This window comes from Arthrobacter sp. Cr_A7, from assembly GCF_029222765.1.
Taxonomy (GTDB): Bacteria; Actinomycetota; Actinomycetes; order Actinomycetales; family Micrococcaceae; genus Arthrobacter.
The window spans coordinates 1-15,915 of the sequence record NZ_JARHXQ010000079.1; the positions used below are offsets into that span (position 1 = coordinate 1).

The window sequence follows — 15,915 nt, forward strand, 5'->3', positions numbered from 1 at the left end:
CACCACCACGGACTCGCTCGGAATCGGCGGGAAAAAGCCGTCAATGACGCAGCATGCCAGAACCAGGAAAAGCACCCAGGGTTGTCCGGCTGCGGCAAGGATGAAGTCATTGATGGCCTGCATGGGATCTTATGCTATTCGGTCGATGATCAGTCGCTGGGCCGGACGGGATCCTTCGGGGGCGATGACCACTGCGTGCTCGAGCGCTTCCCGGGCGCGCGCGAACCGTTCCGGGGTATCGGTGAGCAGTGTCATCAGGGGCTCGCCGGCGCGGACCACGGCGCCGGGTTTGGCATGCATCCGGACGCCGGCCCCGGCCTGCACTGCGTCTTCCTTGCGGGCCCGGCCTGCTCCCAGCCGCCATGCGGCCACGCCGACGGCGAGCGCGTCGAGCTCCACGAGCACGCCGTCCGCCGGGGCGTAGACCACGTCGGATTCCCGGGCGACGGGCAGCTGTGCACGCGGGTCGCCGCCCTGGGCCTCGATCATCCGGTTCCACACGTCCATCGCCCGTCCGTCCTTCAACGCGGCCGCGGGGTCGGCGTCGTGGACTCCGGCGCAGGCGAGCATCTCCTCCGCCAGCCGGACGGTCAGCTCCACAACATCGGAGGGCCCGCCGCCGGCCAGCACCTCGACGGATTCCTCAACTTCGATGGCGTTGCCCGCGGTGAGGCCCAGCGGGGTGTCCATGTTGGTGAGCAGGGCAACGGTGTTCACGCCCGCGTCCTTGCCCAGGGCCACCATGGTTTCAGCGAGTTCCCTTGCCGAGGCTTCGTCCTTCATGAACGCGCCGCTGCCCACCTTGACGTCCAGGACCAGGGAGCCGGTGCCCTCAGCGATTTTCTTGCTCATGATGGATGAGGCAATCAGCGGAATGGCTTCGACGGTTCCGGTGACGTCCCGCAGGGCGTACAGCTTCTTGTCCGCCGGGGCAAGGCCGGCGCCGGCTGCGCAGATCACCGCGCCCACATCCTGGAGCTGGGCCAGCATCTCCTCGTTGCTCAGGGCGGCACGCCAGCCGGGGATGGATTCGAGCTTGTCAAGGGTGCCGCCCGTGTGGCCCAGCCCCCGGCCGGAGAGCTGCGGGACGGCGACGCCGAACACCGCCACCAGCGGGGCCAGTGGCAACGTGATCTTGTCCCCTACTCCGCCGGTGGAGTGCTTGTCAGAGGTGTACTTCAGGCCGCCGTCCGGCCGGCGCAGGCTGGAAAAGTCCATCGTCTCGCCGGAGGCGATCATCGCCGCTGTCCAGCGTGCGATTTCGGTGCGGTTCATGCCGTTGAGCAGGATGGCCATGTTGAGTGCAGCCATCTGCTCGTCTGCGATGGCTCCCCGGGTGTACGCGTCGATGGTCCAGTCGATCTGTTCCGGGGTCAGTGTCCCCTTGTCGCGCTTGACGCGGATGATGTCCACTGCGTCGAACGCTTCGGCTTTCTTGTCTGTCACCGGGTTTCCTCCAGGTGTTCGGGACCGAAGGCGTCAGGCAACACCTGGTCCATGGTTTTAATGCCTTGGGTGGTCATAAGTTCCATGCCCGGGGCGCGGAATTCGTACAGCAGCTGGCGGCAGCGGCCGCAGGGCATCAGGATGTTTCCGCTGCCGTCCACGCAATAGAAGGCCCGGAGCAGTCCGCCGCCGGTCATGTGCAGGTTGCCCACCAGGGCGCATTCCGCACAGAGGGTCAAGCCGTAACTTGCGTTCTCCACGTTGCAGCCACTGACAATCCGGCCGTCGCCGGTGAGGGCCGCAGCCCCCACCGGAAACTTCGAGTACGGAGCGTAGGCATTCTGCATGGCGGCGACGGCAGCTTCCTCCAGGGCTTGCCAGTCCACCGTGGTTGCGGGTTCCACGGCCGTCAACCCTTGACGTACGGTATGCCGCTGGCGGCTGGTCCCCGGGACCTGCCGACCAGTCCCGCCACGGCGAGGACGGTCACCAGGTAGGGCAGCATGGCCATGAACTGGCTGGGGACGGGCGTCCCGATGATGGTGACGATGCTTTGCAGGTTGTCCGCGAAGCCGAACAGCAGGGCGGCGAAGAAGGCACCGATCGGGTTCCAACGGCCGAAGATCAGGGCGGCGAGTGCGATGAAGCCGCGGCCGCCGGAGATCTCCTTGGTGAAGCTGTCGATCGCCACCAGGGTGAAGAAGGAGCCGCCGATTCCGGCTACTGCACCGCCGAGGGTGACGTTCCAGAAGCGGGTGGCGTTCACGTTGATGCCCATGGTGTCCGCAGCCTGCGGGTGCTCCCCCACTGCCCGTACCCGGAGACCCCACCTGGTCTTGAACAGCCCCACCCAGACCACCAGGACTGCGATGTACATGAGGTAGCCCACCAGGGACTGGCGGAACAGGATCGGCCCGATCACCGGAATGCTGGACAGGACGGGAATCTCGATGACATCCAGCCCTGGCGGTGAGTTGAACTGGGCTTTGTTGGCCTGCATGACGGTGCTGAACAGAAAGCCGGTGACGCCGGAGACGAGCACGTTCAGGACCACGCCGACGATGATCTGGTTGACCAGGTACTTGATGCTGAACAACGCCAGCACCATGGACACAACAGCCCCGGCCACGGCAGCGGCCAGGAGCCCGATGAAGGGGTTCTGGGTCATGCTGGCCACGATTGCGGCTGTGAAGGCGCCGCCCAGAAGCTGCCCTTCAATGGCGATGTTGACCACGCCCACACGTTCGCACAGGACGCCGGACAGCGAGCCGAACACGAGGGGGACGGCCAGGGTGACGGAGCCGGCGATGAGGCCGGCCAGGGAGATGGTGGGTGTCCGGGCGCCGCCTACCACCCAGATCAGGAACGCGGCCACGAACAGGACGATGAACGTGATGGTCAGCCAGCCGGGTGCGGGCCGGCCCTTCGTTTTAAGGTAGACGGCGTACCCTGCCAGCCCCAGCAGCAGGATGGACAGCACGAGGCCGCCAACGAAGGCGTTCACCGCCAGGGCGGGCAGCTGGAAGAAGTCCTCGCTGGTGGAGATACCGAAGCTGGCGGTCTGATTGGGGGCCAGCAGCCCAAAAAAGACCAGGGCAATCAGCCCGAAGGCGGTGAGCAGCACCGGCGTCTTCCAGCCCACCGGCTTTGCGGACATGATGGCTGTGCCGTTGTCCGTTCCGGCCGGGTGTGGGGTCCCCGGCCGGGGGGACGAAACTGTTGTGCTCATGCTGCACCTCCGGTAGTGGCTGCCTGCCGGGACTTGGCGGCGCGGGCGGGCTTCTTGCGCCGCGGATTCAGGCCGAACACGGCACGGACCAGTGGCGGCGCGGCGATGAAGAGGACGATGAGGGACTGGACCACCAGGACGATGTCGATGGGGGTACCGGTCTGAATCTGCATCTGGACGGCTCCGGCGCGGAAGGCGCCGAACAGCAGGCCGGCGGCGAACGTGCCCCACGGCGTCGAACGTCCCAGCAGCGCAACGGTGATGGCGTCAAAGCCGTAGGTGGCTGCGACGCCGTCCGTGAGGACCTTCTCGGTGCCGGCCACCTGGGCCACACCGGACATTCCGGCCAGCCCGCCGGCGATGGCCATCACCAGGATGGTGGAGCGGGAGACGTTGATTCCGGCAGTCTGGGCGGCCTTGGGATTGGCGCCGACGGCCCGGAATTCGAAGCCGACGGTGGAGCGGTTCAGGAGCCACCACACCAGGACAGTGGCTCCGATGGCGAGGATGAAGCCCAGGTGGAGCCGGTACTGGCTCCCGAGAATCTGCGGGTAGACGGCTGTGGGATCGAGGATCGGCGAAATGGGGTTCGACTCCCCCGGCCGCTGGAACGCTGGCGTATTCAGGAGGTAGCGCAGGAAGTACAGCGCGATGTAGTTGAACATGATGGTGAGGATCACCTCATGGGCGCCGGTGCGGGCTTTGAGCACGCCAACCAGTCCGCCCCACAGGGCGCCGCCGATGATGCCGGCCACCAGGACCAGCAGCAGGTGCAGGCCCAGGGGCAGGTGCAGGGCGAAGCCCACCCAGGCGGCGAGGATGCCGGCCACGATGATCTGGCCCTGCGCGCCGATGTTGAAGAGGCCCGCGCGGAATGCCAGCGCCACGCCCAAACCGGCCGTGATGAGCGGGGTGGCGATGGTGAGGGTCTCCATGAACGGCGCGAACTGAGCCGCCACGCTGTTGCCCCGGGGGTTGAACACCGAGCCTTGGAACAGGGCGATGTAGGAGCGGGTGGCCGCAGTCCAGACCGCCGAAAGGAAGTCCGTGGGCCGGGCGAAGAAGTATGTTGCAGTGGTGGCCACCTGCTTGTCCGTGCTGGCAATCAGCAGGCCGCCGATAATGAGGGCCAGCAGCACGGCGAGGACCGAGACCATGCCGCTCCCGGTAAAGATCCTGCGGAGCAGCGTGTCCGGGCCACCGGGAAGCTGCCCGCTTTGGGCGGTGGCCGGGACGGCGGAGGGTTCCATGGCGCCGCCCGCCGTATCAACGGAGACGACGGCGGCAGTTTCCTCCTCAGCAGGGCTGGGATGGTGTGGATCCTTGTGGTCCGGCCTGCCGTGCTCCCCGGCCGCGTGCTTGGGGTGGTTTTCAGACATGGTCGTCTCCCTCGGCGTCAGGGGTGGAGGCTGTGGTGGTGGCCGTGGCAGGGCCGGCCTGGGACGTGTGTGCGTGTTCCTCCGGCGGTATGCCGGCCATCATCAGGCCCAGGGTGTCGCGGCTGGTGCCGGCGGGCACAACGCCCACCAGCCTGCCCTTGTAGAGCACAGCGATGCGGTCGGCGAGTTCCATCACCTCGTCCAGTTCCGTGGAGATGATCATGACCGGCGTGCCCTGGTCCCGCTCCGTGACGATGCGGCGGTGCAGGAACTCGATGGATCCCACGTCCACGCCCCGGGTTGGCTGGGAGGCGATGAACAGCCGCAGCGGGCGGGAGAGTTCCCGGGCCATCACGACTTTTTGCTGGTTGCCGCCTGACAGGGTTCCGGCGGCCGCGGCGGCGGAGGGGGTACGGACGTCAAATTCACCGATGCGTGCCTTGGCGTTCTCGAGGACCTTTGCCGGACTCATGCTGATTCCCCTGGCAAACGGCGGCTTGTCATAAAGGTCCAGGACCAGGTTCTCCGCCACGGAGAACGTGCCCACCAGTCCGTCGACCTTGCGGTCCTCGGGAACAAATCCGACGCCGGCCTGCAGGACCTCCTTGACGGAGCGGCCCAGGAGTTCCTTGCCATCGAGTTGTACGGAGCCGGACACACGCTCCTGGAGTCCCAGGATGGCTTCGGTCAGTTCGGTCTGGCCGTTGCCCTGGACGCCGGCGATCGCAAGGATCTCCCCGCGCGCGATGTCGAAGCTGAGTCCGTCCACCACGTGCTGGCCGTTGGGGGCGATGACGGTCAGGTCCCGGACCTCGAAGGTCTTTTCCTGCGGTTTGGCCGGGGCCTTGTCCAGGGTCAGGTTTACGGCGCGGCCCACCATCATGGAGGCAAGTTCGGTGGTGGGGGCCGAGGGCTCGGCGGATCCCACCACCTTTCCGCGCCTGATCACGGTGATGGTATCGGAGACCTCCTTGACCTCCCGCAGCTTGTGGGAGATGAAGACGATCGAGGTGCCGCCGGACTTGAGTTGGCGCATGATGTCCAGGAGTTCGTCGGTTTCCTGCGGGGTCAGCACGGCTGTGGGTTCGTCCAGGATCAGGACCCTGGCATTACGGACGAGTGCCTTGATGATTTCCACGCGCTGCTGGACACCCACCGGCAGGTCCTCCACCAGGGCGTCGGGGTCGACGTCGAAGCCGTACTGGTCCGAAATTTCCTTGATCCGGCGGCGCGTCTCGTCAAGGTTGAGGAAGCCTGCCGCCTTGGTGGGTTCGGCCCCCAGCGCCACATTTTCGGCGACCGTGAAAACGGGAACCAGCATGAAGTGCTGGTGCACCATGCCGATGCCGGCGGCCATGGCATCGCCAGGACCGCGGAAGGACACCGGCTTGTCATCAATGAGGATGTCGCCTTCGGTGGGCTCATACAGCCCGTACAGCACATTCATGAGGGTGGATTTACCGGCCCCGTTTTCGCCGAGCAGACAGTGGATTTGTCCGGGTTCAACCACCACATCGATGTGGTCGTTGGCGAGCAGGGTACCGAAGCGTTTTGTGATCCCTCTGAGTTCAAGTTTCAAAACTCTGACCAATCTCGAAGCGTCCAGTGATCCACCGGACGGGATATGTGGCTGCAGCACCAGCCTAGTGGCTGCAGCAGGAGGATGAGCGGGCGGCGGCCCGGAAAAAGGGCCAGCAAAAAGCGCCGCCACCCGGCCGGTCATCGACCAGCCGGGCGGCGGCGCACCATGTGCGGAATCAGGCCTTCGGGCTTGCCTTGGACTCAACCTTCAGCTTGCCGTCCACGATGTCCTTCTCGATCTGCTCCAGCTCGGACTTCAGCTCGGCGGGGACCTGGGAATCGAGGTCGTGGAAGGGAGCCAGCTTCACGCCCTCGTTGGCCAGCGTGCCAACATAGGGGGTGTTGTCGAAGTTGCCTTCCTTGTCATCCTTAACAACGGCCTCAACGGCGTCGCCCATCGTCTTCATGACGGAGGACAGCATGATGTCCTTGTAGTCAGGGGCCGTGAGGTAGCCGTCCGAGTCAACCCAGATGAGCTTAACGTCCTTGCCGGCGGCCTTGGCTTCCTTCAGGGCAGCACCGGCGCCCTTGCCTACGGGGCCGGCGACCGGCATCACGATATCGGCGCCCTGGTCCAGAAAGTTCTGGGTGAGCTGCTTGCCCACGTCCTGCTTTTCGAAGTCGCCGGTAAAGCTGCCGTCCTGTGCATCCTTGTTCCAGCCAAGGAGCTTGACGTCCTTGCCCTTCTGCTCGTTGTAGTACTTCACGCCGTCGGCGTAGCCGTCCATGAAGATGGTCACTGTGGGGATCTTGACGCCGCCGAAGGTGGCCACCGTGCCGGTCTTGGTGGTTCCAGCGGCAAGGTAGCCGGCGAGGAACGCTGCCTGCGCGGTGTCGTAGATGATCGGCTTGACGTTGGCGATGGCCGATTCGTACTGGTAGTCGACAATGGCGAAGTGGCTGTCCGGGTTGGCTGCGGCCTGCTCCTTGGTGGCGTCTCCCAGCAGGAAGCCGATGGTCAGCGTGAGGTCGCAGCCGGCGGTGACCATGGCCCGCAGGTTCGGTTCAAAGTCGTTGTTTGTCTTGGACTCCACCTGGTTGACCTTGATGCCCAGGTCAGCCTCGGCCTTCTTCAGCCCCTCGTAGGAGGACTGGTTGAAGGACTGGTCATCGAAGCCGCCGGAGTCGGAGACGATGCAGCCGGTGTAGTCGGTGGCGCCGGCCGTGGAGTTGGTTCCCGCTTCGGGCGGGGCGCCGCAACCGGCCAGCACGAGTGCTGTGGCACCCACGGTAGCCAGGCCTGCAACTGAACCGCGCTTGAGGTGTGAACGCAGTGATGTCATCAAGATTCCTCCAGGGTGAAGAGAGTGGCGCTACGGCTCGAATTCAATGAGTGTCCGTTTCTGCACTGAAATTCTGTTTTCACTGAGGGCTCGCAGCACTGCGCCGGAGCGCACTGATGGCTCCTACTTTAGTGGCCTGCGCCACGTCCCAATAGCACGGCAGAACCGGTTCCCGGAGATTGTTTACAAGTTGTTACCAACCAGTAGGGGTGCCGCTGTCCTGCGGTACCCCTCCTGGTTGCGCGGCGGGCGGGAGCTAGAGCCGGACCAGCATTTTGCCCGTGTTCGCGCCATCGAGCAGGTCCATGAAGGCCTGCGGGGCGTTCTCGAGCCCGTCGACGATGGTTTCGTCGTAGCGCACAGTGCCGTCGGCCAGCCAGCCCGCCATCTTTTCGGCGAACTCCGCGGCGTGCTGCCGCTGCCCTCCCACCAGGAACCCCTTGAGGGTGAGCTGCTTGCCGATGGCCTGCATGAGGTTGCGCGGCGCGGGGGTGGGTTCGGTGGAGTTGTATTGTGCGATGGCACCGCACATCGCCACCCGCCCGCCAACATTGAGGACGGCCAGTGCAGCCTCCAGGTGCTCGCCGCCCACGTTGTCGAAGTAGACGTCGATGCCGGCACTGCCGGCGGCGTTTTCCAGCTGCTCACGGACCGGACCGTCGTGGTAGTCGAAGGCCGCGTCGAAGCCGAGTTCCAGCAGGCGGGCCACCTTGGCGGGTGAGCCTGCCGAACCGATCACCCGCGAGGCCCCCATCGCTTTCGCAATCTGGCCCACCAGCGAGCCAACCGCACCTGCCGCGCCGGAAACGAAGACGGCGTCGCCAGGGGCGAAACCGGCCACCTTGAGCAGCCCGGCATAGGCTGTCAGGCCGGTCATGCCCAGGGCGCCAAGGAATGCCGAGGCCGGTGCCAGGTCGGTGCGGGCCGGGGTGGCGGCGGCAGCGTCCAACACCGCATATTCGCGCCAGCCGAGGGAATGCACGACGACGTCCCCCTCCTGATGCGCGTCGGAACGGGACGCGATCACCTCACCCACTGCGCCGCCGTCGAGCGCTTCGCCCAAGGCAAAGGGCGCAGAGTAGGACTTGACGTCGTTCATGCGTCCGCGCATATAGGGGTCAACCGAGATAAAAAGGTTCTTCACCATGATCTGGCCATCTGCGAGTTCAGGCAGCGGCGACTCGGCGAGCCGGAAATTTTCCGGCCCGGGGCGGCCCACCGGACGGGACGCCAGCTGGATTTCACGGGTGGTGGCAGGAAGCGTGGCAACGCTCATGCTGCGTACTCCAGGACCTTGATGTCCACGCTGATGTTTCCACGTGTGGCGTTCGAATAGGGGCAGATCTGGTGCGCTTTGGCCACGAGAGCCTCGGCGGTGGCCAGGTCAAGGGCCGGCAGCGCGATCTCCAGTTCAGCGGCAAGGCCGAAGCCTGTCCCGCCGTCCAGCTTGCCGAGGTGGACCTTGGCAGCTACGGCCGAATCGGTGAGGTCGGCCTGTTCCCTGCCGGCCACCAGGCGCAGTGCCGAGTGGAAGCAGGCAGCATATCCTGCAGCAAAGAGCTGCTCCGGGTTGGTGCCCTGGCCGCTGCCGCCGAGTTCAACAGGGCTGGCAAGGTTGACTTCCAGCTTGCCGTCGCTGGAGCGGGCGTTTCCGTCGCGACCTTCGCCAGAGGCAAGGGCTTCGGCAGTGTAAAGAGGCTTCACAGTGGTATCCGTTCTGTTGGGGATCAGTAAGACGTTGGTGGCGTCACACCGCGTTGTGCAGGGCGGCCGTCAATTTGCCAAGGGTTTCGCGGAGCTGCTCGAGTTCCCGGGGAGAGAGTCCCGCGGACTTCGCGAGACGCTGGGGAATGGCGGCAGCCTTCGCGCTGAGGCTTCTTCCCGCCGATGTCAGGTGGACGGCCACGCGGCGCTCATCCTCGCCTGACCGGCGCCGTTCCACCAGGCCCAGGGCTTCAAGCCGCTTCAGCAAGGGCGACAGGGTGCCGGAGTCCAGGCCCAATTCCTCGCCCAGTTCCTTCACACCGCGCGGCTCGCTCTCCCACAGCACCAGCATCACAAGGTACTGCGGGTACGTCAGGCCCATGTCTTCCAGGACAGGACGGTAGACGGCGGTGGCGGCGCGGGAGGCCGAATACAACGCGAAGCATACTTGCCGGTCCAGGCGGGGAATTTCGGTCATAGCACAAACAGTAACGGACAACTCAGTTGTGCACAACTTACTCGTCCTGCGGCGGAGAACCGGTGCAGAACGCTGCTTAGAGGTCGCGGATGGTGCGCAGGGCCGCCGCGGTCAGTACCCGGATGCCGAGGCCAAGGGCACGCTCGTCCAGGATGTAGTCGCCGCGGTGGAGGTCATATTCCTCGCCGCCCGGAGTTTTGGTGCCCAGGCGCATCATGGCACCGGGAAGCTCTGCCAGGAACCAGGCGAAGTCTTCACCGCCCATGGACTGCGGCGTGAGCACCACGGCACTTTCGCCGATCTCGGCACGTGCGGACGCCTCGATAATGGCCGTTTCATGTTCAGAGTTGACCACCGGAGGCACTCCCCTGGTGTGCTCAAGCTTGACGTCCACGCCGTACGGTGCCGCCACCTGGTGGACCACTTCATCAAGGAGTTCACCGGCGGCGTGCCAGGCCTCGCGGTCCAGGCAGCGCATGGTCCCGGCCATGTAGCCGGTGCCCGGGATGGCGTTGGGCGCCGACCCGGCGGAAATCTGGCCCCACACCACGGACACGCCGCTGCGGACATCCACCCGGCGGGACAGGACCGCGGGCACGTTCACCGCGATCTGCGCCAGGGCAAACACAAGATCCTCGGTCAGGTGTGGCCGCGAGGTGTGGCCGCCCCGGCCGGAAAGCTCGATACGGATGGTGTCCGAGGCCGAGGTGATGGCTCCAATGCGCGTGCCGATCTTGCCCACCTCGATGCGGGGATCGCAGTGCAGCGCCAGGATCCGGGGCACGCCTTCCAGGACGCCCTGCTCGATGCAGGAGTGGGCGCCGCCGGGCATGGTTTCTTCGGCCGGCTGGAAGATCAGGCGGACGGTGGCGCCCAGGGGCGTCTCCTGGTGCATCCTGTGCAGCACCAGGGCGATGCCGAGCATGGTGGTGGTGTGCACATCGTGGCCGCAGGCGTGGGTTACGCCGTGGTTCTTCGAGGCGAACGGCAGGCCGGTTTCCTCGATGATGGGCAGGGCGTCGATGTCCCCGCGCAACGCAGTGGCGATGGGGCCTTCCCCGACATCCACCGTGAGTCCGGTTCCCTCGAGGCGGCGCGGAGTGAGGCCTGCCTCCTCGAGCCGCTCGGCCAGCTTGTCAGTGGTGCGGAATTCCTTGAAGGACAGCTCCGGATGCGCATGCAGGTCCCGGCGGAATTCGATCAGTTCCGGCAGGAGCGGCTCGAGCCACGGAGCCACCAGGGCGGTGGGCTCGGCTTCAGTAGTGTAATTGCGCACTGTTTCACTCTAGCGAGGGTGGCAGGAATACCAGCCATCACGGTCGCCGCGTTACATCCCGGGTGGCCGGACGGGCCCGGGATGCGGACGGCGGCGCGTCGGTTAAAGGACGTCCGTGTCGCCGCTGGCCTTGAGGGCATCAACGGCCGCTTTAACCCGCTGCGAGTTGGCCATGGTGGTAACCAGCAGGGCGTCCGGAGTGTCCACGATGACCACGTCCTGGATCCCGATCAGGGCGATGACCCGCTTGGTGTCAGTGACCACCACGCCGCTGGAGTTCTCGGTGAAGACGCGGGCGCCTTCACCCAGGACCGTGACGTCATCCACTTCCTTGGCTGAGTTCAGCCGGCCCACGGAGGCGAAGTCGCCAACGTCATCCCAGCGGAAGGAGCCGGGCACGACGGCGACGTCCCCGGCTTCGGCGGCGGGTTCGGCCACGGCGTAGTCGATGGCGATCTTGGGCAGCGTGGGCCACACGCGGCTTGTCACTTCGTCACGGGCCGGAGTGTCCCAGGCGCGGGCGATTTCCTGCAGGCCCTGGAACAGCTCGGGCTGGTTGGCTTCAAGGTGCTTGAGCAGCAGCGCGACGGGCGCCACGAACATGCCGGCGTTCCAGACGTAGTTGCCGCTGTCCACATACTGCTGGGCCACTACCTCGTCCGGCTTTTCAACAAACTCCACCACGTCCTGGGCGCTGGGCGCGCCCTCGATGTGCAGTCCCTGGCCTGAACGGATGTAGCCGAAACCCGTGGACGGGTGCGTGGGCTTGATGCCGATGGTCACGATCTTGCCGGCGGCTGCGGTGTGGATCGCTTCGCGGACGGCCTCCTGGAAGAGGTGGTCCGGGCTGATGACCTGGTCCGCGGCGAAGGAACCCATGATGGTGTCCGGATCACGCTCGTGCAGGATGGCGGCGGCGAGACCGATGGCTGCCGCTGAGTCCTTGGGTTCGGACTCGAGGACGAGGTCCGAATCCTTAACCTCGGGAAGCTGGCGGCATACGGCATCACGGTGGGCCTTGCCGGTCACCACCAGCATCCGGCTCCCCGCAAGCGGGTGCAGCCGGTCGTAGGTGGCGCGCAGCAATGTGCTGCCCGAACCCGTGAGGTCGTGAAGGAACTTGGGAGCTGCGGCTCGCGACAGGGGCCAGAGGCGGGTCCCCACTCCGCCGGCCGGGATCACCGCGATGAAGCGGTCAAGGGGTGATGCCGGGCTTGTCACTTTGTCTGTACTCATCACCGCCTACTTTAGCCGACCGGCTGCAACGGACCCCTCCGGACTCCGCCGTCACGACACAGTTCAGTCCAAGTGCGGCAAGCCCGTGTGGCGTTCGTCTCAAAAAATTCGAAAAACCGCGCCACTGCTGGGCACCAAGGAGCTCCTAAATTGAATAAGCTGTGAGCGGAGCCTAGATTTAGGCCTGAGCTACGAGTGCTCTCGCAGCAGGCGTTCCCCCCGCGTGGATCTCATGCCAGCGCCGCTGTGTTGCAGGGAGGTTTATCAGTGCCGACAAAACCAGCTGGCACCTTGTACCGCGGCCGTGAAGGCATGTGGTCTTGGGTAGGACACCGTATTACCGGTGTAGTGATCTTTTTCTTCTTGTTGGTCCATGTCTTGGACACCTCCTTGGTGCGTGTGTCACCCGAGGCTTACACCGCCGTTATCGGCGCGTACAAGAATCCCCTGATGGCACTGGGTGAGACGGGCCTCGTTGCCGCCATCGTCTTCCACGCCTTCAACGGCCTGCGGATCATCGCGGTCGACTTCTGGAAGAACGGCGCCAAGTACCAGCGTCAGATGCTGTGGGCAGTCCTGGGTCTCTGGGTCGTCACCATGGTCGCATTCTCCATCCGCCACCTGTCCCTCGCCCTCGGAGGTCACTAAGCCATGAGTGCAACAATCGAGAGCCCCCGCAGCGGGCGGATCGCCCCCCAGTACCGCCGCAACGGCGGCACGCGGGGCAACTTCGAGATGATCGCCTGGCTGTTCATGCGCCTCTCCGGCGTGGTGCTGGTGGTACTCATCTTCGGGCACCTTTTCGTGAACCTCCTGGTAGGCGAAGGCATCCACGCCATCGACTTCGGCTTCGTTGCCGGCAAGTGGGCGGATCCGTTCTGGCAGTTCTGGGACCTGACCATGCTGTGGCTTGCCATGCTGCACGGCACCAACGGCGTCCGCACCATCATCAATGACTACGCCGAAAAGACCTCCACCCGCCGCTGGCTGAAGACGGTCCTCTACTCGGCCACCGTCGTCATCATCGTCCTGGGCACCCTGGTGATCTTCACCTTCAACCCGTGCCCCGTCGCCGACGGCGTTCCCCTGCCTGGCGGCTTCTGCCCTGCCTAGCACCAGCACCACCCCGGGCCCGCGGGCATTACCGCGGGCCCTGTTGTGCGGGGAAGGCGAAGCCGCCCCGTTGTTTTATAGCGAATTTTGAGAGAAAGAGCATCTGGTATGCAGGTCCATAAGTACGACGTCGTCATCGTCGGTGCCGGTGGCGCTGGCATGCGCGCCGCGATCGAATCCGGTCAGCGCGCGCGCACAGCAGTACTGACCAAGCTCTACCCCACCCGCTCGCACACCGGTGCGGCGCAGGGTGGCATGTGTGCGGCCCTTGCCAACGTCGAGGAAGACAACTGGGAATGGCACACGTTCGACACGGTCAAGGGCGGCGACTACCTGGTTGACCAGGACGCCGCGGAGGTCATGGCCAAGGAAGCCATCGACGCTGTGCTTGACCTGGAAAAGATGGGCCTGCCGTTCAACCGCACGCCCGAGGGCCGGATTGACCAGCGCCGCTTCGGTGGCCACACCCGCGACCACGGCAAGGCACCGGTCCGCCGCGCATGCTACGCCGCCGACCGCACCGGCCACATGATCCTCCAGACCCTGTACCAGAACTGCGTCAAGCACAACGTCGAGTTCTACAACGAGTACTACGTCCTGGACCTGCTGACGGTCGAAGAGGACGCAGTCCGCGCGGACGGCACGCCCTACAAGCAGAAGCGCGTTGCCGGCGTCGTATCCTACGACCTCGCCTCCGGTGAACTGCACGTCTTCCAGGCCAAGTCCGTGGTCTTCGCTTCCGGTGGCGCCGGTAAGGTCTTCAAGACCACCTCCAACGCCCACACCCTCACGGGCGACGGCATGGGCATCGCCTTCCGCCGTGGCATCCCGCTGGAAGACATGGAGTTCTTCCAGTTCCACCCGACCGGCCTCGCCGGCCTGGGCATCCTCCTGTCCGAGGCCGCCCGCGGTGAAGGCGCCATCCTCCGTAACTCGGAGGGTGAACGCTTCATGGAGCGTTACGCCCCCACTATCAAGGACCTGGCGCCGCGTGACATCGTGGCCCGCTCCATGGCCAACGAGGTACGTGAAGGCCGCGGCTGCGGCCCGAACAAGGACTACGTGCTCCTGGACCTGACCCACCTGGAGCCGGCCCACATCGATGCCAAGCTGCCGGACATCACCGAGTTCGCCCGTACCTACCTGGGCGTGGAACCGTACACCGAGCCGGTTCCCGTGTTCCCCACCGCCCACTACGCCATGGGCGGCATTCCCACGAACATCACCACCGAGGTCCTGCAGGACAACGACACCGTGGTCCCGGGCCTTTACGCTGCCGGTGAAGTGGCCTGTGTTTCCGTGCACGGTTCCAACCGGTTGGGCACCAACTCCCTGCTGGATATCAACGTCTTCGGCAAGCGCGCCGGCATCGCCGCGGCCGAGTACGCCAAGACGGCCGACTTCGTGGAACTGCCGGAGAACCCGCTGGCCTACACCACAGAACTGCTGGACATTGCCCGCAACGGCACCGGCGACGAAAAGGTGGCCCAGATCCGCAAGGAACTGCAGGACACCATGGATGCCAACATGCAGGTGTTCCGCACAGCGGAAACGCTGAACCAGGTGCTGCGCGATATCGCCTCCTTCGAGGAGCGCTACAAGCGCATCAACGTCCAGGACAAGGGCAAGCGCTTCAACCTGGACCTGCTCGAGGCCGTTGAGCTTGGCTTCCTGCTGGAACTGGCCAAGGTGATGACCGTGGCCGCACTGCACCGTGAGGAATCCCGCGGCGGACACTTCCGCGAGGACTTCCCGGAGCGTGACGACGAGAAATTTATGAAGCACTCCATGGCGTACAAGGACGACCACGCCCCGGCTGACGGATCGGCAGAAGCAATTGCCGGCATCCGCCTGGCCACCAAGCCGGTCGTCTTTACCCGCTACGAGCCGATGGTGAGGAAGTACTAAGATGACCGCTGAAATCGCTGAGCCAGCCTCAAAGATTGAACTGCCTGCCGGCGTCGGCGGTGGCGGCGAAATCCCCACGTTCGATGTGCACATGCGCGTCCGCCGGTACAACCCGGAGGTCTCCGAGGAGGCCACGTGGGATGACTTCCACCTCACCATGTACGGCACGGACCGCGTCCTGGATGCCCTGCACAAGGTCAAGTGGGAGATGGACGGCAGCCTGTCCTTCCGCCGCTCCTGCGCCCACGGTGTGTGCGGCTCCGACGCCATGCGCATCAATGGCCGCAACCGCCTCGCCTGCAAGACCCTGCTGAAGGACTTGGACACGTCCAAGCCCATCCTGGTTGAACCCATCAAGGGCCTGCCGGTGGAGAAGGACCTCATCGTGGACATGGAGCCCTTCTTCCAGTCCTACCGCGAGGTCATGCCGTTCCTCATCAACAAGGGTCACGAGCCCACGCGGGAACGCCTGCAGTCCGCCGAGGACCGCGAGCGTTTCGACGACACCACCAAGTGCATCCTGTGCGCCGCGTGCACGTCGTCCTGCCCCGTCTTCTGGACTGACGGCCAGTACTTCGGCCCGGCAGCCATCGTGAATGCGCACCGCTTCATCTTCGATTCCCGTGATGATGCCGGTGACATGCGCCTGGAGATCCTCAACGACAAGGAAGGCGTGTGGCGCTGCCGCACCACCTTCAACTGCTCCGAGGCGTGCCCCCGCGGCATCCAGGTGACCCAGGCCATTGCCGAGGTCAAGCAGGCCATCCTGTCCCGCAAGATCT

15 protein-coding genes and 1 pseudogene are annotated in these 15,915 nt (G+C 65.1%); 4 read left to right on the top strand and 12 right to left on the bottom strand.

Features of this window, described 5'->3' with window-relative positions; translation table 11 throughout:
* The 12 genes and pseudogenes from P2Q66_RS04750 to P2Q66_RS04805 all read right to left on the bottom strand — a co-directional run.
* A pseudogene (locus P2Q66_RS04750) lies at positions 1 to 123 on the bottom strand (DedA family protein); the annotation flags it as partial.
* A 6-nt stretch (positions 124 to 129) separates the two neighbouring features.
* Positions 130 to 1,446, bottom strand: coding sequence for a thymidine phosphorylase (locus P2Q66_RS04755; RefSeq protein ID WP_275726049.1), 1,317 nt, complete (start codon positions 1,444 to 1,446; stop codon positions 130 to 132).
* Positions 1,443 to 1,850 carry a cytidine deaminase gene (locus P2Q66_RS04760; protein ID WP_275726051.1) on the bottom strand — a complete coding sequence of 136 codons (408 nt, stop codon included), beginning with the start codon at positions 1,848 to 1,850 and terminating at the stop codon, positions 1,443 to 1,445. The genes P2Q66_RS04755 and P2Q66_RS04760 overlap by 4 nt, the downstream gene beginning before the upstream one ends.
* Positions 1,851 to 1,855: 5 nt before the next feature.
* Positions 1,856 to 3,175 carry an ABC transporter permease gene (locus P2Q66_RS04765; RefSeq protein ID WP_275726053.1) on the bottom strand — a complete coding sequence of 440 codons (1,320 nt, stop codon included), beginning with the start codon at positions 3,173 to 3,175 and terminating at the stop codon, positions 1,856 to 1,858.
* Positions 3,172 to 4,554: an ABC transporter permease gene (locus tag P2Q66_RS04770; protein WP_275726055.1), complete on the bottom strand. Its 1,383-nt coding sequence runs from the start codon at positions 4,552 to 4,554 to the stop codon at positions 3,172 to 3,174. Before P2Q66_RS04770 ends, P2Q66_RS04765 begins: the two co-directional genes overlap by 4 nt.
* Complete coding sequence (locus tag P2Q66_RS04775; RefSeq protein WP_115524395.1) at positions 4,547 to 6,133, bottom strand: ABC transporter ATP-binding protein; 1,587 nt, start codon at positions 6,131 to 6,133, stop codon at positions 4,547 to 4,549. Before P2Q66_RS04775 ends, P2Q66_RS04770 begins: the two co-directional genes overlap by 8 nt.
* Before the next feature lie 178 nt (positions 6,134 to 6,311).
* A complete protein-coding gene (locus tag P2Q66_RS04780) occupies positions 6,312 to 7,418 on the bottom strand; it encodes a BMP family ABC transporter substrate-binding protein (protein ID WP_275726058.1) in 1,107 nt (368 codons plus the stop codon).
* Between the two features lie 256 nt (positions 7,419 to 7,674).
* Positions 7,675 to 8,694: an NADP-dependent oxidoreductase gene (locus tag P2Q66_RS04785; protein ID WP_275726059.1), complete on the bottom strand. Its 1,020-nt coding sequence runs from the start codon at positions 8,692 to 8,694 to the stop codon at positions 7,675 to 7,677.
* The gene (locus tag P2Q66_RS04790) at positions 8,691 to 9,122 is read right to left on the bottom strand and encodes an organic hydroperoxide resistance protein (protein ID WP_115524397.1); all 432 of its coding nucleotides are present in this window, start codon (positions 9,120 to 9,122) and stop codon (positions 8,691 to 8,693) included. Before P2Q66_RS04790 ends, P2Q66_RS04785 begins: the two co-directional genes overlap by 4 nt.
* Positions 9,123 to 9,165: 43 nt before the next feature.
* Complete coding sequence (locus tag P2Q66_RS04795) at positions 9,166 to 9,600, bottom strand: MarR family transcriptional regulator (RefSeq protein WP_275726060.1); 435 nt, start codon at positions 9,598 to 9,600, stop codon at positions 9,166 to 9,168.
* Between the two features lie 76 nt (positions 9,601 to 9,676).
* The gene (locus P2Q66_RS04800; RefSeq protein WP_275726061.1) at positions 9,677 to 10,876 is read right to left on the bottom strand and encodes an amidohydrolase; all 1,200 of its coding nucleotides are present in this window, start codon (positions 10,874 to 10,876) and stop codon (positions 9,677 to 9,679) included.
* 102 nt (positions 10,877 to 10,978) lie between these two features.
* Positions 10,979 to 12,112, bottom strand: a complete 1,134-nt coding sequence (locus P2Q66_RS04805; protein WP_079595730.1) for a mannose-1-phosphate guanylyltransferase — start codon at positions 12,110 to 12,112, stop codon at positions 10,979 to 10,981.
* A 267-nt stretch (positions 12,113 to 12,379) separates the two neighbouring features.
* Between P2Q66_RS04805 and sdhC the strand changes: the two genes are divergently transcribed.
* The 4 genes from sdhC to P2Q66_RS04825 form a co-directional block, all read left to right on the top strand.
* Complete coding sequence (gene sdhC, locus P2Q66_RS04810) at positions 12,380 to 12,760, top strand: succinate dehydrogenase, cytochrome b556 subunit (protein WP_079595731.1); 381 nt, start codon at positions 12,380 to 12,382, stop codon at positions 12,758 to 12,760.
* 3 nt (positions 12,761 to 12,763) lie between these two features.
* Complete coding sequence (locus P2Q66_RS04815; RefSeq protein WP_275726062.1) at positions 12,764 to 13,225, top strand: succinate dehydrogenase hydrophobic membrane anchor subunit; 462 nt, start codon at positions 12,764 to 12,766, stop codon at positions 13,223 to 13,225.
* Between the two features lie 108 nt (positions 13,226 to 13,333).
* Positions 13,334 to 15,133 (top strand): succinate dehydrogenase flavoprotein subunit, encoded by a 1,800-nt coding sequence (gene sdhA, locus P2Q66_RS04820; protein ID WP_079595733.1) that lies wholly within the window; start codon positions 13,334 to 13,336, stop codon positions 15,131 to 15,133.
* Between the two features lies 1 nt (position 15,134).
* Positions 15,135 to 15,915: succinate dehydrogenase iron-sulfur subunit (locus tag P2Q66_RS04825; RefSeq protein ID WP_079595734.1), on the top strand; the 781-nt coding region annotated here is incomplete at its 3' end.